This window comes from Mycobacterium tuberculosis complex sp. N0072, assembly GCF_030323725.1.
GTDB classification, from domain to species: domain Bacteria; phylum Actinomycetota; class Actinomycetes; order Mycobacteriales; family Mycobacteriaceae; genus Mycobacterium; species Mycobacterium tuberculosis.
In genome coordinates, this window is sequence record NZ_CP040689.1 from 1,269,664 (window position 1) to 1,293,621 (window position 23,958).

Genomic DNA, 23,958 nt, shown 5'->3' on the forward strand with positions numbered 1-23,958 from the left:
CATATTGTCAGCCACGTTACTGGCGCCGGATGGGTTCAGATTCTGGCGAGTGGGACCGCCATTGCCGGGCCGTTCCACGGCCCGTATCGTCGCCGCGCTGTGCTGGATTGCGCGGCTTCTCCTCGGGCCGTTCCACGGCCCGTATCGTCGCCGCGCTAGGTTGGACGCTGTGCGGATCGTGGTGAGCAGTGCCACCAGAAATGCGGGTTCGTACACCTGTGTCAGCACCGGCAGCGCTGGATGCCGCGAGATTACACCGCCCCTCGCTGGGCCCACGCCTGGGCCGGTGAACCCCGGCCCGCCCGCTGGCACCCTGCGAACCAGCCTGCACATCCTGACCACTCCAACCGCGAAAGTCCGGCCTGCATGAGCCAATCCACCACTCCATACCGCAGCAGCGTGCTTGCCGAGTTTCGTCGTGCGATCACCAATGTCGCTGTGCCCCATCATGAACCGCCGGGAATCGTGCGCCGCCGCCGTGTGGTCGTCGGCGTCACGTTGGTTATCGGCGCTGTGATGCTGGGCTTTTCGCTGAGGCGGACGCCCGGCGAGTCGAGCTTTTACTGGCTGACGCTCGCGCTGGCAGCCGTGTGGATCGCCGGCGCACTGATGTCTGGACCGCTGCATCTGGGTGGCATCTGTTGGCGCGGTCGCAATCAGCGTCCGGTCATCACCGGGACCACTGTCGGGCTGCTGCTAGCAGGCATCTTCGGGGTGGGTGCAATGATCGTCAGGGCAATTCCTGGCGCAGCTGAACCGATAGCCCGCGTCCTGCAATTCGCCCATCAGGGAACTCTGCTGCCGATCCTGCTGATCACCTTGATTAACGGCATCGCCGAGGAGATGTTCTTTCGCGGTGCGCTCTACACCGCGCTGGGACGACGCTATCCGGTGACCATCTCAACCGTCCTGTACGTCGGCGCCACCATGGCCAGCGCGAATCTGATGCTCGGCTTCGCAGCGATCTTCGTCGGTACGGTGTGTGCGTTGGAGCGCCGGGCCAGCGGTGGAGTGCTGGCACCGATCTTGACCCACTTCGTGTGGGGCCTGATCATGGTGTTCGCGCTGCCCCCGCTGTTCGCGGTCTGACGCGCGTTCAGGAACCGGTGAAGTTGGGGGTGCGGCGTTGCAGGAACGCCGCTGCGCCCTCGGCGAAGTCGTGTGTTCGCAGCAGGACTTCCTGTCCATCCAATTCGCGCGCGAACGTGGGTTCCAATTCGGTGAGGGCGGCTGCATTGATGGCGTTTTTGGCCTGGGCGAACGCCAGCGCCGGGCCGGCCAGCAACCGTGAAATCACCTTGTCCACCTCGGCCTCGAAGTCGCTGTCCGGATATACCGCGCTGATCAGGCCCCAGGCCAGTGCCTCGCGGGCCGGCAGTTGCTCGGCCAGCAGCGCCAGCCGCATCGCCCGGATCCGGCCGGTGGCCGCGGCGACTAACGCCGATGCGCCGCCGTCGGGCATCAACGCTACCTTGGTGTTGGCGAGCATGAAAAATGCACTATCAGAAGCCAATATGAAGTCACACGCCAGCGCTAGCGAGACAGCGACGCCGACCGCTGGTCCTTGAACGACAGCTACAACCGGGTGCGGTAGCGCGGCCACGGCGCGTACTGCGCGGTTGGCCTCTTCGACGATGGCGGTCGGCGGCCCTCCGCCCCACACATCGTCCACAGACATAGACACTCCGGAGCTGAAACCGCGGCCCACCCCGCCTAGGCGCACCACCTTGACCACGGGATCGGCCGCCGCGCGCTCCAGCGTGTCGGCGATCCCCGTCAGGATTGGCACGGTCAGCGAGTTGAGACTGCTAGGGCGGTTGATGCGCACCGACAACACTCTGTCGGTCAGGGTGACGTTGAGGCCTGTGACCGGCGTTAATGCGGCAATCCCGGAATCTGGCATGTGCAGCATCCTAAATGAGGGCCAGCTACACAGAGTGGTTAATGATGCTCCGCAAACATGCCCAACCAGCAGTTGGAGTAATCGGTGAGTACACGGGCATCGACGCGGCCCAGTCGCGGGACCGCTAGCGGGCCGAGAGCGCTCAACGGCCGGTGAACATGGGGGTCCGGCGCTGCTGGAATGCCGTTGCGCCCTCGGCGAAGTCGTCAGTACGCAGGAGGAGGGCCTGGCCATCCAATTCGCGCAGGAGAGTGGGTGCCAACTCGGTGAGCGTGGCCGCATTGATCGCGTTCTTCGTCTTGGCGATAGCCAGCGCTGGGCCGGCCAACAGCCGTGAGATCAACTTGTCCACCTCGGCATCGAAGTCGGCGGCCGGATAGACGGCGCTGACCAGGCCCCAGGACAAGGCCTCGGCGGCCGGCACCCGGTCCGGCAGCAGCGCCATATGCATGGCGCGGATGCGGCCGATCGCGGCCTGAACCAACGCCGACGCGCCGCCGTCGGGCATCAACCCCACGTTGGTGTGAGCGAGCATGAAAAACGCATTGTCGGAGGCCAATACGAGGTCACAAGCGAGCGCCAGGGAGACGCCACAGCCGACGGTTGGTCCCTGCACGACGGCAACGACCGGTTGTGGTAGTGCCACAATGGCACGCACCGTGCGGTTGGCCTCCGCGACGGTGTCGGTAGGCGGGCCACTGGCCCACACATCGTCAACGCTGATTGCCCCTCCGGAGCTGAAGCCGCGACCGGCGCCCCCGAGGCGCACCACCTTCACCCGTGGGTCGGTGGCCGCGCCCTCGATCGCGTCGGCCATCCCTGCCAGCACCGGCTTGGTCAGCGAGTTGAGACTCTCCGGGCGATCGATGGTCACCGACAGCACCCCGTCGGCCAGGGTGACGGCGAGACCCGGGACAATTGTCCGAGTGTCGATCCGGTAGTTCGACATGTGGTTAACACTAATCGACGACGCCGTCACCGAGCTGCGGCGACATGATCTTCGTCGATACGCCGTCGAGGGCGTCAATGGGAGACGAAAGGCCGGTACATTCATGGCGGGTCCGCTGAGCGGGTTGCGAGTTGTCGAGCTGGCGGGCATCGGGCCGGGCCCGCACGCAGCGATGATCCTGGGGGACCTCGGTGCCGACGTGGTGCGCATCGATCGCCCGTCAAGTGTCGACGGTATTTCGAGAGACGCCATGTTGCGTAACCGGCGTATCGTGACCGCCGACCTGAAGTCCGATCAGGGACTCGAGCTTGCGCTCAAACTCATCGCCAAGGCCGACGTGTTGATCGAGGGTTACCGTCCCGGCGTCACCGAACGGCTGGGATTGGGTCCGGAAGAATGTGCGAAGGTCAACGACCGGCTGATCTACGCGCGGATGACCGGCTGGGGCCAAACCGGCCCGCGTAGTCAGCAGGCCGGTCACGACATCAACTACATCTCGCTGAACGGCATTTTGCACGCCATTGGCCGGGGCGACGAGCGACCGGTGCCGCCGCTGAACCTGGTTGGTGACTTCGGCGGCGGCTCGATGTTCCTGCTGGTCGGCATCCTGGCCGCGCTATGGGAGCGGCAGAGCTCCGGCAAGGGCCAGGTCGTCGATGCGGCGATGGTCGACGGGTCCAGCGTGCTGATTCAGATGATGTGGGCGATGCGAGCGACGGGCATGTGGACCGACACAAGAGGGGCCAACATGCTCGACGGCGGGGCACCCTACTACGACACCTACGAATGCGCCGACGGCCGCTACGTCGCTGTCGGCGCCATTGAGCCGCAGTTCTATGCGGCCATGCTGGCCGGATTGGGTCTAGACGCCGCCGAGCTGCCCCCGCAAAACGACCGCGCCCGTTGGCCCGAACTGCGGGCGCTGCTGACCGAAGCGTTCGCGAGCCACGACCGTGACCATTGGGGCGCGGTGTTCGCCAATTCCGATGCCTGTGTGACGCCGGTGCTGGCGTTCGGTGAGGTGCACAACGAGCCGCACATCATCGAGCGAAACACCTTTTATGAAGCCAACGGCGGATGGCAACCCATGCCGGCTCCGCGGTTCTCCCGCACCGCTTCGAGCCAGCCACGCCCGCCGGCCGCCACGATCGACATCGAGGCAGTGCTCACCGACTGGGACGGATAGGGAAGGATTCGTATGAAGACCAAAGACGCCGTAGCCGTTGTCACCGGTGGCGCCTCAGGCCTGGGTCTGGCCACCACCAAGCGGCTATTGGACGCTGGGGCACAGGTGGTCGTCGTGGACCTCCGCGGCGACGACGTGGTTGGCGGGCTCGGCGATCGCGCGCGTTTTGCGCAAGCCGACGTCACCGACGAAGCCGCCGTCAGCAACGCGCTAGAGCTGGCGGATTCGCTCGGCCCGGTGCGGGTCGTCGTCAACTGCGCCGGCACCGGCAACGCGATTCGCGTACTGAGTCGCGACGGCGTGTTCCCGCTGGCCGCGTTCCGCAAGATCGTGGACATCAACCTAGTCGGCACCTTCAACGTGCTGCGACTGGGCGCCGAGCGGATCGCCAAGACCGAACCGATTGGGGAAGAGCGCGGCGTCATCATTAACACCGCCTCGGTGGCGGCATTCGACGGTCAGATCGGCCAGGCCGCCTACTCGGCGTCCAAGGGCGGCGTAGTTGGCATGACCCTGCCGATCGCCCGCGATCTGGCCAGCAAGCTGATCCGGGTGGTCACCATTGCGCCGGGTCTGTTCGACACCCCGCTGCTGGCTTCATTGCCGGCGGAGGCCAAGGCCTCACTGGGCCAACAGGTGCCGCATCCCTCGCGGCTGGGCAACCCCGACGAGTACGGGGCGCTAGTTCTGCACATCATCGAAAACCCGATGCTTAACGGCGAGGTCATCCGTCTGGACGGCGCCATCCGCATGGCGCCGCGCTAAGCCGCACCAAAAGAAAGACCCCCGCGTTGCGGGGGACCGGAATCGGGAACAAGAACTTACCGACGAAACCATCGGCTGACGGCTGGTTCGGCCATGAGGAGCCGTGCAAGCATGCCCATGGTGTCGCTCAGCTCGCGGTGGGCAGCGGGTGCAAGTCTTCGAGCTGCTCGGAGGTGTCGCCCTCTACCAGCATGTCGCCGTGGTAGAGAGCCTCGAAGTCAGCCTTGATGACGTCGGCACTCGAGTCGTCGATCCACATGACAGCGAGCCTAAAAGCCGCCATTAAGGAATTAGTGAGTCACGATTCGGAAAACAGTGGCAATTCCTACCGGTCGGTAGGGTGCTGCGCCGGCATGGTGGCCGGCATCGCGGGCATGCGGCAGGTGAACCACTCGAGCGCCCGCATCCGTATCTATGGCAGGCGTTGTTTGACAGTTGTAACTTATCGCAGATAAGTCATCGCGGATTTGGTGCGGGTCCGCGCGACCAGCACCGGCTGCGGAGGAAACGCAACATGCTGCAGAGGATCGCTCGGCTCGCCATCGCTGCGCCGCGCCGAATCATCGGGTTTGCGGTCTTCGTCTTCATCGCCGCAGCGGTCTTCGGTGTTCCGGTGGCTGACAGCCTGTCGCCCGGGGGTTTCCAAGATCCGCGATCGGAGTCGGCACGGGCAATCGAGGTGTTGACCGACAAGTTCGGCCAGAGCGGTCAGAAAATGCTGATCGTGGTTACGGCAGCCGCGGGCGCCGACAGCCCACCTGCCCGCGAGGTCGGGACTGACATCGTCGAGGTGCTGCGGCGGTCGCCGTTGGTTTACAACGTGACCTCGCCGTGGACTGTGCCACCGACTGCCGCCGCCGACCTGCTCAGCACCGACGGAAAATCGGGGTTGATCGTCGTCAACGTCAAAGGCGGCGAAAACGACGCGCAGAACCACGCCCAAACCCTGTCAGACGAAGTCGCCCATGACCGCGACGGCGTCACCGTCCGTGCCGGCGGCTCGGCGATGGAGTACGCCCAGATCAATCGGCAGAACAAAGACGACCTGCTGGTGATGGAGTTGATCGCGATTCCGCTGAGCTTCCTGGTGCTGATCTGGGTGTTCGGTGGGCTGTTGGCCGCCGGGCTGCCGATGGCCCAGGCCGTACTGGCCGTTGTGGGATCGATGGCCGTATTGCGACTCGTTACGTTTGCCACCGAGGTGTCGACCTTCGCGCTCAACCTGAGTACAGCGTTGGGCCTCGCGTTGGCTATCGACTACACGCTGCTCATCGTCAGTCGCTATCGCGACGAGCTCGCCGAGGGCAGTGATCGAGACGAAGCACTGATCCGGACCATGGCGACTTCGGGGCGCACGGTGTTGTTTTCGGCGGTCACCGTGGCGCTGTCGATGTCGGCGACTGCGCTGTTCCCGATGTACTTTCTGAAGTCGTTCGCCTACGCCGGCGTGGCTACCGTGGCATTCGTCGCGACCGCGTCGATCGTGATCACCCCGGCCGCGATTGTGTTGCTAGGTCCTCGGCTAGATGCGTTGGACGTGCGCCGACTGGTGCGTCGGCTGCTGGGCCGGCCCGATCCGGTGCACAAACCGGTCAAGCAACTGTTCTGGTACCGGTCGAGCAAGTTCGTGATGCGCCGTTGGCTGCCGGTCGGTACGGCTGTTGTCGCGCTGCTGGTGCTGCTCGGGCTGCCGTTCTTGTCGGTGAAGTGGGGTTTCCCGGACGACCGGGTGTTGCCGCGGTCGGCGTCGGCCCGTCAAGTCGGCGATATCTTGCGCGATGACTTTGGCCACGATCCTGCGACGCAGATACCCATCGTCGTCCCGGACGCTCGTGGTCTCGGCCCGGTCGAACTTGACAGCTACGCAGCCGAGTTGTCCCGGGTGCCCGACGTATCCGCGGTAGCCGCCCCGACGGGCACGTTCGTAGACGGCAGCTGGGTGGGAACGCCGCGCGGGGCCACCGGGTTGGCTGAGGGCAGCGCGTTCCTGACGGTGAGCAGCACGGCGCCGCTGTTTTCGCGAGCCTCCGATATCCAGCTCAAGCGGTTGCACCAGGTGGCAGGGCCGGCCGGTCGATCCGTCGTGATGGCCGGTGTCGCGCAGGTCAACCGCGACAGTGTCGACGCGGTGACCGATCGGCTTCCGATGGTGCTAGGGCTAATTGCCGCGATCACCTACGTACTGTTGTTCCTGCTCACCGGCAGCGTGGTGCTGCCGGCGAAAGCGTTGGTTTGTAATGTGTTATCGCTGACCGCGGCGTTTGGCGCGTTGGTGTGGATCTTCCAGGAAGGCCATTTCGGTGCCCTGGGAACGACTCCGAGCGGGACGTTGGTGGCGAATATGCCGGTCCTACTGTTTTGCATCGCATTCGGTTTGTCCATGGACTACGAGGTGTTTCTGGTCTCCAGGATTCGGGAGTACTGGTTGGAATCCGGAGCCGCGCGACCCGCGCGAAGAAGCGTCGCAGAGGTGCACGCCGCCAACGACGAGAGCGTCGCGCTCGGCGTGGCCCGCACCGGTCGGGTGATCACCGCGGCAGCGTTGGTGATGTCCATGTCGTTCGCCGCGTTGATCGCTGCGCACGTGTCGTTCATGCGGATGTTCGGCCTCGGCCTGACTTTAGCCGTGGCTGCAGACGCCACACTGGTGCGGATGGTCGTGGTCCCAGCATTCATGCATGTGACGGGCCGCTGGAATTGGTGGGCACCGAGACCCCTGGCGTGGCTGCATGAGCGGTTCGGTGTCAGCGAGGCAGCAGAGCCGGTTTCGAGGAGACGTTCCCACGCCGGTGGGTTGGGCAAGATTGCCGGACGAAGCGACGGTCAGACGATCCCTGCCTCGCTGACGCGCAATGGTTGACGTCTCGATGAATGGTCTTCGCCGGCAACGTGCCCGGCGGGGCCCCAACGCCACATTACGGCAGCTGGCGGACTGGGTGCAGGCACGTCGCCCATCGGAGAAACGACGAGGACCATCGGAGGAATCCTGGCCATGACGTCAGGCGCGGCCGCTTCGGCGTCCAGGGTCGACCACCCGCTTTTCGCCCGGATCTGGCCCGTGGTCGCCGCACACGAAGCCGAAGCAATACGAGCCCTCCGCCGGGAGAATCTGGCCGGTTTGTCGGGGCGGGTGTTGGAAGTCGGGGCCGGCGTCGGGACGAACTTTGCCTACTACCCGGTGGCCGTCGAACAGGTCATCGCCATGGAGCCCGAGCCGCGGCTTGCTGCCAAGGCCCGCATCGCGGCCGCTGACGCACCCGTTCCGATAGTCGTGACGGACAAGACGGTCGAGGAGTTCCGCGACACCGAGACGTTTGACGCGGTGGTTTGCTCGCTGGTGCTGTGCTCGGTGAGCGACCCGGGCGCGGTGCTGGCGCACCTGCGTTCGCTACTACGGCGAGGCGGGGAGCTGCGCTATCTCGAGCATGTGGCCAGCGCCGGCGCTCGGGGCCGGGTGCAGCGGTTCGTCGACGCGACATTTTGGCCCAGGCTGGCGGGCAACTGTCACACGCATCGCCATACCGAACGCGCGATCCTCGACGCCGGATTCGTGGTGGACAGCTCCCGGCGGGAGTGGGCATTTCCCGCCTGGGTGCCGCTACCGGTGTCAGAGTTGGCTCTGGGCCGCGCGCACCGGACCTAGCTATAGCTAGTACTGCAGCCGTAGATAGGGATTGCTGATGCTGGCGTGTCTGCGCTGGTCAGGGCGGTGACCGCGGCATTGTTTTCAGTTTGTGACAACTTCTCAATATGCCGCGGTCGCCGCGGCTCATAGCGTAGACCCTGATCGGTGGCAGGCGGAGTTCTCGGCGGTGCTGGATCGGATCGCGCCGCGTTTCGCCCGGCACCAGCCGTTGCGCCATGCCGGTGAACTCATGGCCGGGATGGTTTCGGGCTTGGACCGCAAGAATTGCTGGACCATCGCCGAGCACCGCGGTGATACCACCCCGATGGGTTGCAGCATCTGTTGGCACGGGCCAGCTGGGACGCCGACGATGTCCGTGACGATCTGCGTGACTATCGCCATTGATCGATGGCGAAGGACCAGGCCACCAGTATATCGATGATTTGAATAGTCCAGCGCCGACATTGATGATATCTGTTGACGAATACGCTTGATTTACGATGTTCGGCCGCGGGCAGCGCGCTCCACCAGACCGAGCACAGCGAGGACGCGACGGCCGTCAGCGGCGTGCTGTGCCTCAACAGCGCCGACCAATAGCGAAGAAATCAAGTCCGTGCTCACCCGTGACCAGGGTGTCATGTTCGTCGACGGGTAGAAGCTTGTCGCCGCGGCGATCGGCTGCTCTGGTGCCGGCTGTGCCGACGGGTCGGTCCGCATCTGCTTCAGTGATTCTGTGATGCGACCGGCAACGTCTTCGTTGTTGGGTGTCAATGTGGTTCGTCGTCGTCTTGTTCGCACAGGATTTTCGCGGGGTGGTGGTATCGATTTATTCGCGGTTGGCCGTGGTCGAGGTGTGGTGGTGGTAGCCATTCGGTGTCGCCGTGGGCGTTTTTGCGGGTCTTCCAGCCTTTTTCGACAAGGCGATTGTCGGGGCCGCAGGCCAGCGTGAGGTCGTTGATGTCGGTACGGTGGGTGGTTGTCCACGGCGTTACGTGGTGGACCTCACTGTGGTAGGCCGGGGCGTCGCAACCCGGCCTGGAGCAGCCACGATCCTTCGCGTACAACATGATTCGCTGCGCCGGGGAAGCTAACCGCTTGGTGTGATACAACGCCAACGGCTTAGCGCCGTCAAACAATGCCAGATAGTGGTTGGCGTGGCTCGCCATCCGGATAAGGTCCGACATCGGCACCCGCGAACCACCACCGGTTACCCCCTTGCCGGTGGCGGCTTCCAGCTCCTTTAGCGTGGTGCTCACCACGATCGTTACCGGCAGCCCCTTGTGTTGGCCCAGCTCACCGGAGGCCAACAGGCCCCGCAGCGCGGCCAAAAACGCATCATGATTGCGTTGCGCCTGGCTGCGGGTGTCGCGGCGCACCGCGTCCGCATCCGGTGTGTCATCCACGAGCGGGGTCTGGTCATCGGGGTTGCACGCCCCCGGTGCGGCCAGTTTGGCCAACACCGCCTCGATGGTGGCCCGCAACTCCGGGGTCAGCAGACCGCTGATACGTGACATCCCGTCAAATTCCTGCTTACCCATCGTGATGCCGCGCTTGCGGGCACGCTCCTGGTCGGAAAAGTTGCCGTCGGGGTGCAGCCAGTCCATCAGCTGCGTGGCCAGGCCATGCAGGTGATCGGGACGCCGACTGGTGGCCAGTTCGGCCAGCTGGGCCTCGGCGGCCTCGCGGATACCCAGATCCACCGCGGCGGACAACTCCTTGAAGAAGGCCTGGATCTCCTTAATGTGTTCTCGGCCGATCTTGCCCTCACGTTGAGCGGCCGCGGTCGCGGTCAACTGCGCTGGCAGCGGTTCACCGGTCAGGGCGCGGCGCTCACCGAGGTCTTCGGCTTCGGCGATGCGGCGGCTGGCCTCACCGGGAGTGATGTGTAGCCGGTTGGCCAACGCCGTGCGCAGCGTCCCGCCGAGCTCTTCCTCGCAGGCTTGCCCAGCGAGTTGGTTGATCAAGGCGTGCTCGGCGGCGCCCTGGCGGCGCCGTTCGACCTCGAGTCGCTGCAAACACGCCAGCAATTCCGGGGTGGTCAACGCATCGCACTTGAGATCGAGCACCCGCGACAACGAGGCGTGGTAGGCATCCAACGCCGCGGAGATCTCCTCGCGCGTGTCCGACCTCATGCCTCGGATTCTACGAAGCACCACTGACAAGAACCGGGCCGTCATAGGCTCGGAATGATCAGTGAGGCAGAACGTTTCGCTCACAGCGAAAACAGCCGCGCCATAGCGACTGCCGCCACCAAATGCCGCGTGCACGCAGACACGCCAGCGTCAGCAATCCCTATCCACGGCTGCAGTACTAGGGCGTGTCTCCCAAATTTTTAGGTTACTGGCCAGCGAGGATTGGCCGGTGACGCGAGTGGGTGTGATTTCGGACGAGTTCTGGGCCGTGGTCGAGCCGTTGATGCCGTCGCATGAGGGCAAGCCCGGCAGACGGTTTAGCGATCACCGGCTTATCCTGGAAGGGATCGCGTGGCGGTTCCGTACGGGAAGTCCGTGGCGGGACCTGCCCGCTGAGTTCGGGCCGTGGCAAACGGTGTGGAAGCGCCATCACCGTTGGTCGCTGGATGGTACCTGCGACGAGGTGTTCGCCCACGTTGCCGCGGTGTTCGGGGTGGACGCTGAGGTGGCCGAGGATATCGAGAAGCTGCTGTCGGTGGATTCCACGAACGTGCGGGCACACCAGCATTCGGCGGGCGCCTGCTCGGACACGCTCGCCACAGGGGGCACTGTCGAATTACAAGAAATCCGCCGATGAACCCGACGATCATGCGATCGGCCGCTCGCGCGGCGGGCTGACCACCAAGATCCATGCCCTGACCGATCAGCGCGAAGCCCCGGTGCGGATCCGGTTGACCGCAGGCCAGGCCGGCGACAACCCGCAACTGCTGCCCCTGCTCGACGACTATCGCCATGCCAGCACCGAATACGCCCTGGGCAGCACGGATTTCCGCTTACTCGCCGACAAGGCCTACTCACACCCAAGTACCCGTGCCGCATTACGGTCTAAGAAGATCAAGCACACCATCCCCGAACGCCAAGATCAGATCGACCGGCGCAAGGCCAAGGGGTCTGCCGGCGGGCGGCCACCAGCATTCGACGCCGCGCTCTACGGGCTACGCAACACCGTCGAACGCGGCTTCCATCGACTCAAGCAGTGGCGCGGCATCGCAACCCGCTACGACAAATACGCCCTGACCTACCTCGGCGGCGTCCTGCTGGCCTGCGCCGTCATCCACGCCCGAGTGGGAACTCCGAAATTGGGAGACACGCCCTAGCCGAGACCGGCGAGCGTGCATCCAGGGCGAGATTCCGCCCGGCAAACCGTCGCCCTGAGTTCACGTTCGGCGCCCATAGGCGACTATTTCAGCAGGGCGGGCAGGCGCTCCAACAGCCCCGGCAACGCTTGGCTGGCCGACTCGCGGATGCTGATCGTCGCGCTGCCGGACAACGGCGTGGGCTCGGGATTGACTTCGATCACGGCAGTGCCGCGCGCCAGCGCCAGGTCGGGTAAACCGGCCGCCGGGTAGACGATCGCCGAGGTCCCCACCACGACCATCACGTCGGCGCTCCCTGTCGCCTCGACCGCGCTCCGCCACGGCTCCTCTGGCAGCGGCTCACCGAACCATACGATGTCGGGCCGGATCAGACCGCCGCAGTCGCAGACCGGCGGCTCCACTTCGATCGCAGGCTCGGGCATCTCCGGAAGGGCGTCGGTGTAGGGCACACCACAACGTGCACAACGAAATTCGAAAAGGCTGCCGTGCAGGTGATGCACCGCACCGCTGCCGGCGCGCTCGTGCAGATCGTCGACATTCTGGGTGATGACGCTGACCTCAGCATGGTCCTGCCAGGCGGCGATCGCGCGATGCCCGTCGTTGGGTTCGACGTTGGCCACCAGATAATGGCGCCATAGGTACCATCCCCAGACCCGCTCGGGGTTGCGCAGCCAGCCTTGCGTGCTGGACAGCTCGTAAGGGTCGAATCGGGCCCACAATCCGTTCTTGTCATCGCGGAACGTCGGTACACCGCTTTCCGCGGAGATCCCCGCGCCGCTGAGCACCGCCACTCGCATCCCACAAACATAGCTGTGCTTGGTAGATACTGGGTACGTGGAGCTGCGGGATTGGTTACGGGTCGACGTGAAGGCGGGAAAGCCGTTGTTCGACCAGCTCAGAACCCAGGTGATCGACGGAGTCCGCGCCGGCGCATTGCCGCCCGGCACCCGGCTCCCGACGGTGCGTGACTTGGCCGGGCAGCTGGGCGTGGCGGCCAATACCGTGGCCCGCGCCTACCGCGAGTTGGAATCGGCGGCGATCGTCGAAACGCGGGGACGCTTCGGCACTTTCATTTCCCGCTTCGATCCGACCGACGCCGCGATGGCTGCCGCGGCCAAGGAATATGTCGGCGTGGCGCGAGCGCTGGGGCTGACGAAGTCCGATGCGATGCGCTATCTCACCCACGTGCCGGACGACTGAATTCCAGCAAAGTCAGGCACGGCCGCAGCGGATCGAATACGGGCAGGCGGTAAACGGTCGACAGCGCCATATTGACCCACAGGCCACGGCCCGGTGGCACCCGCAGATCGCGGACCGCGACGACACCAGGCACCTTATTTACCAGGTCCGCGGCCTGCGCGACGGACATGCTGAACGGCATGCGCGGCACCTTGTAGCGCAGCGAGGTTCGTAACCCGAGCCGGCTCCACCCAGCGAACCAGCGCGGCGGCAGGTCGAAGAGCATTTGGCCGCCAGGAAACGTTTGAGCGCATTGGGCGATTAACCCCAGTGCCTGTTCGGGTTGTAGGTACATCAGTAATCCTTCGGCGGTGATGAACACCCCGCCGGCGGGATCGACGGAATCCATCCAGCTGTAGTCCAGCGCAGACTGGGCACACACCGACACGCGCGGCGAGCTCGGCAGCAGCCGTGTCCGTAAATCGACGATCGGTGGCAGGTCAACTGTCAGCCAACGGAACTGGCCGCCCGGGATGGCCACGTCCAAACGCCAAAAGCTGGTTTGCAAGCCCTCCGCCAACGCCACCACGGTGGCCGCTGGGTGCTGATCGAGATAATGCTGTGCCGCCATGTCGAAGGCCCGTGCTCGTAGGGCGAAGCCCTGGCCGGTAGGGCCGAACTTCGCGAAGTCGAAGTCGATCGACTCGACCAGGGCTACCGCCATCGGATCGTCGATAATGGCATCGCGGCGGCGGGCCTCTGCGGCCCGGGCGTTCAGCGTCAGCAAGGCGGTCTCGGAGACTCCGGTGAGTGCGACCCGCTGTTTGGCGGGCTTATGGGCACTCACCGCAACACCTTAGCCAGCGTGCGCAGGTTGCGGGTCGTGGTCGACGACTTGTAGCGCTTCTTGCCCATCGTCTGGCCGATGGTGCTGTCCAGGGTGCTGCCCTTGGGTACCTGCCAGTAGAGGACGCCAAGAGGGTCGGGTCCACGACTGATGTTCTCGTCAGGGCCGGCTGTGTCGGCGAGTGCGGATAGCTCGTCGAGTATCGCGGCGTCGGCAACGAAGGTGACGTACGACTGGTATCCCTCGAGCTCGCATTCAAATGGGTATGCCGCCACGATGGTGCGCACCGTATCGACGTCGTAGATCAACGCCCACGCGTCGTAGCCGAATCGTTCGCGTAGCGTGGCTTCGGTCTTCTCGCGCACTTCCGCGGCACCGCACGTCGACTCCAGCAACACGTTGCCGCTGGCCAGGATGGTGCGCACATTGCAGAATCCCGCATCGGTCAACGCCGTCGCCATCTCGGCCATCTTGAGGTTGACGCCGCCGACGTTGACACCGCGCAGAAACGCCGCGAACTTGGCCATACCCGATTGCACCAGGCCGCCGGAGAATGACGCAACGGCGACGTAGGCTCTTGGCATGGCCCGCCAAGTCTTCGACGACAAGCTGTTGGCCGTAATCAGTGGAAACTCCATTGGGGTGCTGGCCACCATTAAGCACGACGGGCGCCCCCAGTTGTCCAACGTGCAATATCACTTCGACCCGCGCAAACTGCTGATACAGGTATCGATCGCCGAGCCGCGAGCCAAGACTCGCAACCTGCGTCGCGACCCACGGGCTTCGATCCTGGTCGACGCCGACGACGGATGGTCATACGCCGTTGCTGAGGGCACTGCGCAACTGACACCTCCTGCGGCGGCGCCCGATGACGACACCGTGGAGGCGCTGATTGCCTTGTATCGCAACATCGCTGGCGAGCATCCGGACTGGGACGACTACCGGCAGGCGATGGTCACCGATCGGCGTGTGTTGCTGACGCTGCCGATCTCGCACGTATACGGCCTGCCGCCCGGTATGCGCTAACCCCCGGGGCTGCGGACCTACGGACTGGGTCGGATTGCCTCGCTGCTCGGCGGGCCGCATCCTGCGGCCCGCATCGTCGCGAGGCTGGGTCGGATTGCCTCGCTCCTCGCCGTGCCGCATCCTGCGGCCCGCATCGTCGCGAGGCTAGGCTGCGGGTATGGGTGAATCGAAGTCCCCGCAAGAGTCCAGCTCAGAGGGTGAGACCAAGCGCAAGTTCCGGGAAGCCCTCGACCGCAAGATGGCACAGTCGTCGAGCGGATCCGATCATAAGGATGGCGGCGGCAAGCAGTCGCGGGCGCACGGTCCGGTGGCGAGCCGTCGGGAATTCCGCCGCAAGAGCGGCTAGCCACGGGGCGCGGCTGCTCAGCGGCGACCCGAACGTTGCCGAAGATGCTCATCAAGAGGTCCGTCCCGACAGCTCTACACTGAGGACGTGCCAAATCTGCAGCTTGTCCAAGAGCCGGCAGCCGACGCGCTGCTGAACGCCAACCCATTCGCGTTGCTGGTGGGCATGTTGCTCGACCAGCAGGTGCCGATGGAGACCGCCTTCGCCGGGCCGAAGAAGATCGCCGATCGGATGGGTAGCTTTGACGCCGGCGACATCGCCGACTACGACCCGGATAAGTTCGTCGCACTGTGCTCGGAAAGGCCTGCTATACACCGATTTCCGGGCTCGATGGCCAAACGCATCCAGGCGCTCGCGCAGATCATCGTGGACCGCTACGACGGGGATGCGGCCGCATTGTGGACCGCCGGCGAACCTGACGGGAACGAGTTGCTGCGGCGGCTTAAGGGGTTACCCGGCTTCGGTGAGCAGAAGGCGCGGATCTTTCTCGCGTTGCTTGGCAAGCAGTACGGAGTGACGCCGAAGGGTTGGCAGGTGGCAGCCGGGGAGTTCGGTCAGCCCGGCACCTATCTATCCGTCGCCGATATCGTCGACGCCGGGTCGCTTGGGCAGGTGCGATCGCACAAGAGGCAAAGGAAAGCGGCGGCCAAGGCAGAGGGAAAGGCGCCAACGTGAAGACACACCTGACGTGTCCGTGCGGCGAAGCCATCACCGGCAAGGACGAGGACGAGCTGGTCGAGCTGACTCAGGCCCACCTTGCCAGCGTTCATCCCGGCCTGGAGTACGACCGCGACGCCATATTGTTCATGGCGTACTGATGGACCATTCCCGCTGGTGCTAGGGCACCACCGTTGAGCCGATCGTCGGCATGAACTGGCACTGCCGGTCCTTGGTGGTCACCTGCCCGAAGATCGTTGACATGATGCTGCCTGAACCGGTGTCGGCGATTACGGTCAACGTGGTCGGTCCGTCCGGATTGATGTCCGAACGCGGCCGCAGGGTGGCGCTGCCGGACTTTCCCGTGGTCAGGTTCACCCACGTGACGTTCAGCGGCAACCTCTGCACGTCGGCGGGCCCCGGCGTGCCGACGGCCGTGAACACGTAGGCGGTCTGGCCGGGTCCGGGACCGGGCAGCGGGATCTTGGCGGGCCCCGCCACCGACAGCGCGGTCGCGATGGAATTGCTGCCGTCCGCCACACAATTGGGGCCGATCGAGGGGTACATGAAGTCCTGTGTGGGCGGAGCGTCGGCGCCGAAGCCCGAGGCAGGCGCCGGAGCGGCCGCTGGCGCCGGTGCCGCCGAGGCCGGCGCCGGAGCGGCGGCGCGCGGCGCAGGTGGCGCCGGTGGCGGCCCCGGTACCGCAACCGGTTGGGCTGCGTCAGGTGCTGGTGCCGGCGCGGAAGCCGGCGGCGCGGCGACCGGCGGCGTAACCGTAGGTGCCACAGCGGGTGCGGGGCCCGCGGCGTGGGATGGATCGATGCCGGTCGGAAGATGTGCCTGCACACCTGGCTCGGCGCCCAGTGGGGGCACATGCGGCACCGGGATGGCCTCGGGCAGGGCGACACCATGAGGCGCCGGCACACCCAGGGCAGCAGAGTCGGGATTGGTCGGCTCAGCCACAAACTGGTTCACCGAGGAAGCGACGTTCTTGGATTCGGTGGGCACTGCCGGATTGCCGGCGAACGCAGACGCTGCGGCCATGAGCAGTTGCGTCGCCTGTGCCGGGTTCATCGCCGCTTGCTGGATTATCGGACTCAGCTGGGCCAACGCCGGCAAGCCCGGTAGCTGTTGAGTGGGGTTGGGCTGCGGCGTCGCCGGGTCGGCTGCCGCGTTCGGACACAGCGCGAACGCGGCAGCCGAGGTGATGACGACGGCGGCCAAACCTTTGCACACACTCCAAGTGCTTGCCACGGTGGTGTTCTCCCGGTGTTCGGTGTTGGTCAGCCTTCTCACAGATGCGTCAGGGCAGCGCGGCGAGCAACGACGGCGGCCCGGGCGGTAACGCGGGCGCGCCGGGAGCCGGCGGCGTCGGCGCGATGGGCGCTGCCGGAATGACCCCCGATGCGAGCGCCGGTAGGTCGGCTGGCAGCGAAAGCTGTTGCGGCACTTGGAGCGGAAGGTAGGGCAGCTGCGGTAGGTCGACCTTCGCCGACGGCACGCCGGGAACGGAGGCCGGCACCGCGGCCGCCGCCGGGGCCGGTGCGGTTATCCCCGGGATCGGGGCGTTCACTCCGGGAATGGTCGGAGCTGCCGCCGGGGCGGTGACGGGGAGCGCCGGTGCCGCCGGGGTTATCCCCGGGATCGGGGCGTTCACTCCGGGAATGGACGGAGTTAGCGCGGGGGCCGCGGCTGCCGCCGGTGCGGCCGGCGTCAGTCCTGGAAAGGTGGCGGTTATCCCGGGGGCGGCGGGTGCGGGTTCCGCAACTTTGGGGGCGCTCAGCGGCGGAGTGGCGCCCAGAGCCGTCGCGAGGTTTTGCAGGATTTGCGGTGCGTTGGCGGCCGAGCTGATCAGCTGCTGCGGAATGTTGGGAGCAGGCGCCGGCGCCGGTGCCGGATCTGCGTGAGCGATACCGCCCGTAAGTAGTGCGGCGGATGAACCGACCAAGACGGCGGCGGCGCGGACAAACGTCCAGATGGTTGGCATGTCTCTCCCTGGTTAGCGGTGACGGGTCTCGCCGAACGTATCGCGGTGCAGATGTGACTCAAGTGACACGTGTGGCATTTATGTGATTGTTACGGATACGAGTGGTTGTGGTGACCGGGCACCCGAGTGATGTGCCGCACCCTGATCGACGGCCCGGTGCGCTCGGCGATCGCTAAAGTCAGGCAGATAGACACCACCTCATCCACCCCGGCGGCCGCCAGGCGCGTGACCTCACCACCGGCCCGGGAGACACGCGCCGCCGTGCTGCTACTGGTCCTCAGCGTCGGTGCGCGACTCGCCTGGACCTATCTGGCGCCCAACGGCGCAAACTTCGTCGACCTGCACGTTTACGTGAGCGGTGCAGCGTCCCTCGACCATCCCGGCACCCTGTATGGCTACGTCTACGCTGATCAGACCCCGGACTTCCCGCTGCCGTTCACCTATCCGCCGTTTGCGGCTGTGGTCTTCTACCCGTTGCATTTGGTGCCGTTCGGTCTGATCGCGCTGCTGTGGCAAGTAGTGACGATGGCCGCGCTCTACGGCGCGGTTCGGATCAGCCAGCGCCTGATGGGGGGCACCGCTGAGACCGGTCATTTCGCCGCGATGTTATGGACGGCGATCGCCATCTGGATCGAGCCGTTGCGCAGCACCTTTGACTATGGGCAGATCAACGTGCTGCTGATGCTGGCGGCGCTTTGGGCGGTCTACACCCCGCGGTGGTGGCTATCGGGACTGCTGGTCGGGGTGGCCTCGGGTGTCAAGTTGACGCCGGCGATTACCGCTGTCTACCTCGTCGGCGTTCGGCGGTTGCATGCGGCCGCATTTTCGGTGGTCGTGTTCCTTGCCACCGTCGGCGTGTCGCTACTGGTCGTCGGCGATGAAGCCCGCTACTACTTCACCGACCTGTTGGGCGACGCAGGCCGGGTTGGGCCCATCGCCACCTCCTTCAATCAATCCTGGCGCGGCGCGATTTCCCGGATTCTCGGTCACGACGCCGGTTTTGGTCCGCTGGTTCTGGCTGCGATCGCCAGTACGGCGGTATTGGCCATCCTGGCCTGGCGTGCGCTCGACAGGTCCGATCGGCTGGGCAAACTATTGGTGGTCGAGTTGTTCGGCCTGCTGCTCTCGCCGATCTCCTGGACTCACCACTGGGTGTGGCTAGTGCCGCTGATGATCTGGCTGATTGACGGGCCAGCGCGTGAGCGCCCGGGCGCCCGGATTTTGGGCTGGGGCTGGTTGGTGTTGACCATCGTCGGCGTGCCGTGGTTGCTGAGCTTTGCTCAACCGAGCATCTGGCAAATCGGCCGGCCGTGGTATTTGGCCTGGGCCGGTCTGGTCTACGTGGTGGCGACGCTGGCGACCTTGGGCTGGATCGCCGCCTCCGAGCGTTACGTGCGCATTCGGCCGCGGCGCATGGCCAATTAGGCCCCAAACATTGCGTCGATATCGTGCGCCATCGCAATGTCGTTTTCCGTGATACCACCTACCGCATGCGTAACCAGCGCGAAAGTTACTGTTCGCCAACGGATATCGATGTCCGGATGATGATTTACCTCCTCGGCTCGCTCGGCCACCCGGCGTACGGCGTCGATACCGGCCATAAACGTCGGAAACTTGATTGACCTACGCAGGACACCACCGGCGCGCTGCCAGCCGTTGAGGTCGTGCAGTGCGGCGTCGACCTGCTCATCCGTTAACACAGCCATACCTCGACGGTATACCGTCACAGGTCATGCTGAATCAGATCGTGGTTGCCGGAGCCATCGTCCGCGGTTGCACGGTCTTGGTGGCGCAACGCGTTCGGCCACCGGAGTTGGCGGGTCGTTGGGAACTTCCCGGCGGTAAGGTCGCCGCCGGCGAAACCGAGCGCGCCGCGCTGGCCCGAGAGCTCGCCGAAGAACTGGGACTCGAGGTCGCCGACCTCGCGGTGGGCGACCGTGTGGGCGACGATATTGCGTTGAACGGCACGACGACGCTGCGGGCCTATCGCGTGCATCTGCTTGGCGGCGAACCGCGTGCGCGTGACCACCGGGCGCTGTGCTGGGTGACGGCGGCCGAACTGCACGATGTCGACTGGGTACCAGCCGACCGCGGCTGGATTGCGGACCTGGCGCGAACCCTCAACGGGTCCGCCGCAGATGTCCACCGTCGCTGTTAGGAAACCGACGGTGTGGTTGACGGTGGCCGCCGTCAACTTGGTTAGAACAACGTGACAAAATGTTAACTTGGGTTTGCATGCCCGTAGCGATCACGATGGTTTTCTGGACGCGTGGCGACAACTTCCGGGCAGGACGCTGCCGCCCATCCATCGAGATACCCGATGTTGACGAGAGGGGTCCCCGACCCGGCGGACCGGGGCTTGACGGGCGCAATGCGGCGCGGCCGGCCAGCCCGTAACGTCCAGCGAGTGCGGTCGCGCGCCGACGGCCCGGCCCCACACCGCTCATGACGAGGAGGGTCATCCCGTGACCGTTACACCTCACGTCGGTGGACCGCTCGAAGAGCTGCTGGAGCGCAGCGGGCGCTTCTTCACCCCAGGTGAGTTCTCGGCCGACCTGCGCACCGTAACCCGGCGCGGCGGCCGCGAAGGTGACGTGTTCTACCGCGATCGGTGGAGTCACGACAAAGTGGTCCGATCCACGCACGGAGTCAACTGCACCGGATCCTGCTCATGGAAGATCTACGTCAAAGACGGGATCATCACCTGGGAAACCCAGCAGACCGACTACCCGTCGGTGGGCCCGGACCGGCCCGAATACGAGCCACGAGGTTGTCCCCGTGGCGCGTCGTTCTCCTGGTACAGCTATTCGCCGACGCGGGTGCGCTATCCGTATGCCCGGGGCGTGCTGGTTGAGATGTACCGGGAAGCCAAGACCCGCCTGGGCGACCCGGTGCTGGCGTGGGCCGACATTCAGGCGGATCCCGAGCGCAGACGCCGCTATCAACAGGCCCGCGGCAAGGGTGGGCTGGTCCGGGTGAGCTGGGCCGAGGCCAGCGAGATGGTGGCCGCCGCCCACGTGCACACCATCAAGACATACGGCCCGGACCGGGTCGCCGGCTTCTCGCCGATTCCGGCGATGTCAATGGTCAGCCATGCCGCGGGGTCCCGGTTCGTGGAGCTGATCGGCGGCGTGATGACGTCGTTCTACGACTGGTACGCCGACTTGCCGGTGGCCTCGCCGCAGGTGTTCGGCGACCAGACCGACGTGCCCGAATCCGGCGACTGGTGGGATGCGTCGTATTTGGTCATGTGGGGCTCCAACGTCCCGATCACCCGGACGCCCGACGCACATTGGATGGCGGAGGCCCGTTACCGCGGCGCTAAAGTCGTTGTCGTCAGCCCGGACTACGCCGACAACACCAAGTTCGCCGACGAGTGGGTGCGGTGCGCCGCCGGTACCGATACCGCGCTGGCGATGGCGATGGGCCACGTGATCCTGTCGGAATGTTACGTCCGTAACCAGGTTCCGTTCTTTGTCGACTATGTGCGCCGCTACACCGACCTGCCGTTTTTGATCAAGTTGGAAAAGCGGGGCGACCTGCTGGTTCCCGGAAAGTTCTTGACCGCGGCCGACATTGGTGAAGAAAGTGAGAACGCGGCGTTCAAACCCGCCCTGCTGGATGAGCTTACGAATACCGTTGTCGTGCCGCAGGGCTCACTGGGATTCCGTTTCGGTGAGGACGGTGTTGGGAAGTGGAACCTGGACCTGGGTTCGGTGGTGCCGGCGCTAAGTGTGGAGATGGACAAGGCTGTCAACGGCGATCGCAGTGCTGAACTGGTTACGCTGCCCAGCTTTGACACCATCGACGGGCACGGTGAGACGGTGTCGCGTGGGGTGCCGGTGCGCCGGGCGGGCAAGCATCTGGTGTGCACGGTGTTCGATCTGATGTTGGCCCACTACGGGGTGGCGCGTGCGGGGCTGCCCGGCGAATGGCCGACCGGCTACCACGACCGAACCCAGCAGAACACCCCGGCCTGGCAGGAGTCGATCACCGGTGTGCCGGCCGCGCAGGCAATCCGGTTTGCCAAGGAATTCGCCCGCAACGCGACCGAATCCGGAGGACGGTCGATGATCATCATGGGCGGCGGAATCTGTCACTGGTTCCACAGCGATGTCATGTACCGCTCGGTGTTGGCGCTGCTCATGTTGACCGGATCGATGGGACGCAACGGCGGCGGGTGGGCGCACTACGTCGGCCAGGAGAAGGTGCGTCCGTTGACCGGGTGGCAGACGATGGCGATGGCCACCGACTGGTCGCGGCCGCCGCGTCAGGTGCCCGGCGCGTCGTACTGGTATGCGCACACCGACCAATGGCGCTACGACGGCTACGGCGCGGACAAGCTTGCCAGCCCGGTGGGTCGCGGCAGGTTCGCCGGCAAGCACACCATGGACCTGCTGACCTCGGCCACGGCGATGGGCTGGAGCCCGTTCTATCCACAATTCGATCGGTCCAGTCTCGATGTCGCCGACGAGGCCCGCGCCGCGGGCCGCGACGTGGGTGATTACGTCGCCGAACAACTTGCCCAGCACAAGCTGAAGCTCTCGATTACCGATCCGGATAACCCGGTCAACTGGCCGCGGGTGCTCACCGTCTGGCGGGCGAACCTGATCGGCTCGTCGGGCAAGGGCGGCGAGTATTTCTTGCGGCATCTGCTGGGCACCGACTCCAACGTACAGTCCGACCCTCCCACCGACGGTGTGCATCCCCGGGATGTGGTGTGGGACAGCGACATTCCAGAGGGCAAGCTCGACCTGATAATGTCGATCGACTTCCGGATGACGTCGACGACGCTGGTGTCGGATGTCGTGTTGCCCGCCGCGACCTGGTACGAGAAATCCGACCTGTCCAGTACCGATATGCACCCGTACGTGCACTCGTTCAGTCCGGCGATCGATCCGCCGTGGGAAACCCGTTCGGACTTTGACGCATTCGCCGCCATCGCGCGTGCTTTCAGTGCGCTGGCGAAACGTCATCTGGGCACTCGCACCGATGTGGTGCTGACCGCGCTGCAGCACGACACCCCGGATGAGATGGCATATCCCGATGGCACCGAACGTGATTGGCTGGCGACCGGAGAAGTCCCGGTGCCAGGCAGGACGATGAGCAAGCTCACTGTGGTGGAGCGGGACTACACCGCGATCTACGACAAGTGGCTGACCCTGGGACCGCTCATCGACCAGTTCGGGATGACCACCAAGGGATATACCGTCCATCCCTTCCGGGAGGTCAGCGAGCTGGCAGCCAACTTCGGGGTGATGAATTCCGGTGTGGCGGTGGGTCGTCCGGCGATCACCACGGCTAAGCGGATGGCTGACGTGATCCTGGCGCTGTCCGGCACATGCAACGGGCGACTCGCGGTCGAGGGATTCCTCGAGCTGGAGAAGCGTACCGGGCAGCGGCTGGCTCATCTGGCCGAGGGCAGCGAGGAACGCCGCATCACCTACGCCGATACCCAGGCGCGTCCCGTGCCGGTGATCACCAGCCCGGAATGGTCGGGCAGCGAGAGCGGTGGCCGCCGCTACGCGCCGTTCACGATCAACATCGAGCATCTTAAGCCGTTTCACACGCTCACCGGGCGTATGCACTTCTACCTGGCGCATGACTGGGTCGAAGAACTCGGCGAGCAGTTGCCCGTCTATCGGCCGCCGCTGGACATGGCGCGGCTGTTCAACCAGCCCGAGCTCGGACCGACCGACGATGGACTCGGGCTCACCGTGCGCTATCTGACGCCGCACTCCAAGTGGTCGTTTCACTCGACCTACCAGGACAACCTATACATGTTGTCGTTGTCCCGTGGCGGTCCGACGATGTGGATGAGCCCGGGTGACGCGGCGAAAATCAATGTGCGCGACAATGATTGGGTAGAGGCGGTCAATGCCAACGGCATCTACGTGTGCCGGGCAATCGTCAGCCACCGGATGCCCGAGGGTGTGGTGTTCGTCTACCACGTGCAGGAGCGCACCGTGGACACGCCGCGCACCGAGACCAACGGCAAACGCGGCGGCAACCATAACGCGCTGACCCGCGTACGAATCAAACCCAGCCACCTGGCCGGTGGCTACGGCCAGCACGCGTTCGCGTTCAACTACCTGGGTCCGACCGGTAACCAGCGTGACGAGGTGACCGTGGTGCGCCGCCGCAGCCAGGAAGTGCGGTACTGACCAATGAAGGGCCCGAGCGACGCTTGCGGAGCGAG

24 protein-coding genes and 2 pseudogenes are annotated in these 23,958 nt (G+C 65.2%); 15 read left to right on the plus strand and 11 right to left on the minus strand.

Features of this window, described 5'->3' with window-relative positions:
- Nucleotides 1-366 precede the first annotated feature (366 nt).
- A complete protein-coding gene (locus tag FF952_RS06085) occupies nt 367-1,089 on the plus strand; it encodes a CPBP family intramembrane glutamic endopeptidase (RefSeq protein ID WP_003911379.1) in 723 nt (240 codons plus the stop codon).
- Nucleotides 1,090-1,096: 7 nt separating this feature from the next.
- On the opposite strand, the gene FF952_RS06090 is transcribed toward FF952_RS06085, so the two are convergent.
- A complete protein-coding gene (locus FF952_RS06090) occupies nt 1,097-1,903 on the minus strand; it encodes an enoyl-CoA hydratase (protein WP_003405951.1) in 807 nt (268 codons plus the stop codon).
- A 142-nt stretch (nt 1,904-2,045) separates the two neighbouring features.
- Nucleotides 2,046-2,852 carry an enoyl-CoA hydratase gene (locus FF952_RS06095; protein WP_003405957.1) on the minus strand — a complete coding sequence of 269 codons (807 nt, stop codon included), beginning with the start codon at nt 2,850-2,852 and terminating at the stop codon, nt 2,046-2,048.
- 103 nt (nt 2,853-2,955) lie between these two features.
- On the opposite strand from FF952_RS06095, the gene mcr reads away from it, so the two are divergent.
- Entirely contained in the window at nt 2,956-4,038 is a 1,083-nt protein-coding gene (mcr, locus tag FF952_RS06100) for an alpha-methylacyl-CoA racemase (protein ID WP_003898740.1), read from the plus strand.
- Between the two features lie 12 nt (nt 4,039-4,050).
- Complete coding sequence (locus FF952_RS06105) at nt 4,051-4,803, plus strand: 3-hydroxyacyl-CoA dehydrogenase (protein WP_003405961.1); 753 nt, start codon at nt 4,051-4,053, stop codon at nt 4,801-4,803.
- A gap of 127 nt (nt 4,804-4,930) precedes the next feature.
- On the opposite strand, the gene FF952_RS06110 is transcribed toward FF952_RS06105, so the two are convergent.
- Entirely contained in the window at nt 4,931-5,062 is a 132-nt protein-coding gene (locus FF952_RS06110; RefSeq protein ID WP_003405966.1) for a hypothetical protein, read from the minus strand.
- Nucleotides 5,063-5,317: 255 nt separating this feature from the next.
- Here FF952_RS06110 and FF952_RS06115 point away from each other — a divergent pair, with 255 nt between their 5' ends.
- The 3 genes and pseudogenes from FF952_RS06115 to FF952_RS06125 all read left to right on the plus strand — a co-directional run.
- A complete protein-coding gene (locus FF952_RS06115) occupies nt 5,318-7,663 on the plus strand; it encodes an MMPL family transporter (RefSeq protein ID WP_003405970.1) in 2,346 nt (781 codons plus the stop codon).
- 132 nt (nt 7,664-7,795) lie between these two features.
- Nucleotides 7,796-8,446, plus strand: a complete 651-nt coding sequence (locus FF952_RS06120) for a class I SAM-dependent methyltransferase (RefSeq protein ID WP_003405982.1) — start codon at nt 7,796-7,798, stop codon at nt 8,444-8,446.
- 374 nt (nt 8,447-8,820) lie between these two features.
- A pseudogene (locus tag FF952_RS06125) lies at nt 8,821-8,922 on the plus strand (hypothetical protein); the annotation flags it as partial.
- A 1-nt stretch (nt 8,923) separates the two neighbouring features.
- Here the strand turns inward: FF952_RS06125 and FF952_RS06130 are convergent.
- Nucleotides 8,924-9,199: a hypothetical protein gene (locus FF952_RS06130; RefSeq protein WP_003405990.1), complete on the minus strand. Its 276-nt coding sequence runs from the start codon at nt 9,197-9,199 to the stop codon at nt 8,924-8,926.
- A complete protein-coding gene (locus tag FF952_RS06135; RefSeq protein ID WP_003898743.1) occupies nt 9,196-10,560 on the minus strand; it encodes an HNH endonuclease signature motif containing protein in 1,365 nt (454 codons plus the stop codon). The genes FF952_RS06130 and FF952_RS06135 overlap by 4 nt, the downstream gene beginning before the upstream one ends.
- 229 nt (nt 10,561-10,789) lie before the next feature.
- Here FF952_RS06135 and FF952_RS06140 point away from each other — a divergent pair.
- Nucleotides 10,790-11,717 (plus strand): annotated as a pseudogene (locus tag FF952_RS06140) (IS5-like element ISMt1 family transposase).
- 83 nt (nt 11,718-11,800) lie between these two features.
- Here the strand turns inward: FF952_RS06140 and cobB are convergent.
- A complete protein-coding gene (gene cobB / locus FF952_RS06145; RefSeq protein WP_003406044.1) occupies nt 11,801-12,514 on the minus strand; it encodes an NAD-dependent protein deacylase in 714 nt (237 codons plus the stop codon).
- A 37-nt stretch (nt 12,515-12,551) separates the two neighbouring features.
- On the opposite strand from cobB, the gene FF952_RS06150 reads away from it, so the two are divergent.
- Nucleotides 12,552-12,917 (plus strand): Rv1152 family transcriptional regulator, encoded by a 366-nt coding sequence (locus tag FF952_RS06150; RefSeq protein ID WP_003406047.1) that lies wholly within the window; start codon nt 12,552-12,554, stop codon nt 12,915-12,917.
- Here the strand turns inward: FF952_RS06150 and FF952_RS06155 are convergent.
- Together FF952_RS06155 and FF952_RS06160 are read right to left on the minus strand one after the other, a co-directional pair.
- The gene (locus FF952_RS06155; protein ID WP_003898744.1) at nt 12,895-13,743 is read right to left on the minus strand and encodes a class I SAM-dependent methyltransferase; all 849 of its coding nucleotides are present in this window, start codon (nt 13,741-13,743) and stop codon (nt 12,895-12,897) included. The two genes, FF952_RS06150 and FF952_RS06155, sit on opposite strands and share 23 nt — an antisense overlap.
- Nucleotides 13,740-14,270, minus strand: coding sequence for a DUF1697 domain-containing protein (locus tag FF952_RS06160; RefSeq protein ID WP_031653774.1), 531 nt, complete (start codon nt 14,268-14,270; stop codon nt 13,740-13,742). The genes FF952_RS06155 and FF952_RS06160 overlap by 4 nt, the downstream gene beginning before the upstream one ends.
- A gap of 55 nt (nt 14,271-14,325) precedes the next feature.
- On the opposite strand from FF952_RS06160, the gene FF952_RS06165 reads away from it, so the two are divergent.
- The 4 genes from FF952_RS06165 (at nt 14,326) to FF952_RS06180 (ending at nt 15,933) form a co-directional block, all read left to right on the plus strand.
- Complete coding sequence (locus FF952_RS06165; RefSeq protein WP_003406060.1) at nt 14,326-14,769, plus strand: PPOX class F420-dependent oxidoreductase; 444 nt, start codon at nt 14,326-14,328, stop codon at nt 14,767-14,769.
- 157 nt (nt 14,770-14,926) lie between these two features.
- Entirely contained in the window at nt 14,927-15,115 is a 189-nt protein-coding gene (locus FF952_RS06170) for a DUF5302 domain-containing protein (RefSeq protein WP_003406063.1), read from the plus strand.
- A gap of 87 nt (nt 15,116-15,202) precedes the next feature.
- Complete coding sequence (locus tag FF952_RS06175; RefSeq protein WP_003406064.1) at nt 15,203-15,790, plus strand: HhH-GPD-type base excision DNA repair protein; 588 nt, start codon at nt 15,203-15,205, stop codon at nt 15,788-15,790.
- On the plus strand, nt 15,787-15,933 hold the full coding sequence (locus FF952_RS06180; protein ID WP_003406065.1) for a hypothetical protein: 147 nt from the start codon (nt 15,787-15,789) through the stop codon (nt 15,931-15,933). The genes FF952_RS06175 and FF952_RS06180 overlap by 4 nt, the downstream gene beginning before the upstream one ends.
- Before the next feature lie 19 nt (nt 15,934-15,952).
- On the opposite strand, the gene FF952_RS06185 is transcribed toward FF952_RS06180, so the two are convergent.
- Together FF952_RS06185 and FF952_RS06190 are read right to left on the minus strand one after the other, a co-directional pair.
- Nucleotides 15,953-17,068: an Rv1157c family protein gene (locus FF952_RS06185; RefSeq protein WP_003406066.1), complete on the minus strand. Its 1,116-nt coding sequence runs from the start codon at nt 17,066-17,068 to the stop codon at nt 15,953-15,955.
- Between the two features lie 7 nt (nt 17,069-17,075).
- A complete protein-coding gene (locus FF952_RS06190; protein WP_003406075.1) occupies nt 17,076-17,759 on the minus strand; it encodes a hypothetical protein in 684 nt (227 codons plus the stop codon).
- A 129-nt stretch (nt 17,760-17,888) separates the two neighbouring features.
- Between FF952_RS06190 and FF952_RS06195 the strand changes: the two genes are divergently transcribed.
- Nucleotides 17,889-19,184 carry a mannosyltransferase gene (locus FF952_RS06195; RefSeq protein WP_003900282.1) on the plus strand — a complete coding sequence of 432 codons (1,296 nt, stop codon included), beginning with the start codon at nt 17,889-17,891 and terminating at the stop codon, nt 19,182-19,184.
- On the opposite strand, the gene FF952_RS06200 is transcribed toward FF952_RS06195, so the two are convergent.
- Complete coding sequence (locus FF952_RS06200) at nt 19,181-19,465, minus strand: 4a-hydroxytetrahydrobiopterin dehydratase (protein WP_003406082.1); 285 nt, start codon at nt 19,463-19,465, stop codon at nt 19,181-19,183. The genes FF952_RS06195 and FF952_RS06200 overlap by 4 nt on opposite strands.
- 26 nt (nt 19,466-19,491) lie before the next feature.
- Between FF952_RS06200 and FF952_RS06205 the strand changes: the two genes are divergently transcribed.
- Nucleotides 19,492-19,917 (plus strand): (deoxy)nucleoside triphosphate pyrophosphohydrolase, encoded by a 426-nt coding sequence (locus FF952_RS06205; protein ID WP_003406084.1) that lies wholly within the window; start codon nt 19,492-19,494, stop codon nt 19,915-19,917.
- Nucleotides 19,918-20,224: 307 nt separating this feature from the next.
- Complete coding sequence (locus FF952_RS06210) at nt 20,225-23,923, plus strand: nitrate reductase subunit alpha (RefSeq protein WP_003898748.1); 3,699 nt, start codon at nt 20,225-20,227, stop codon at nt 23,921-23,923.
- Nucleotides 23,924-23,958 lie beyond the last annotated feature (35 nt).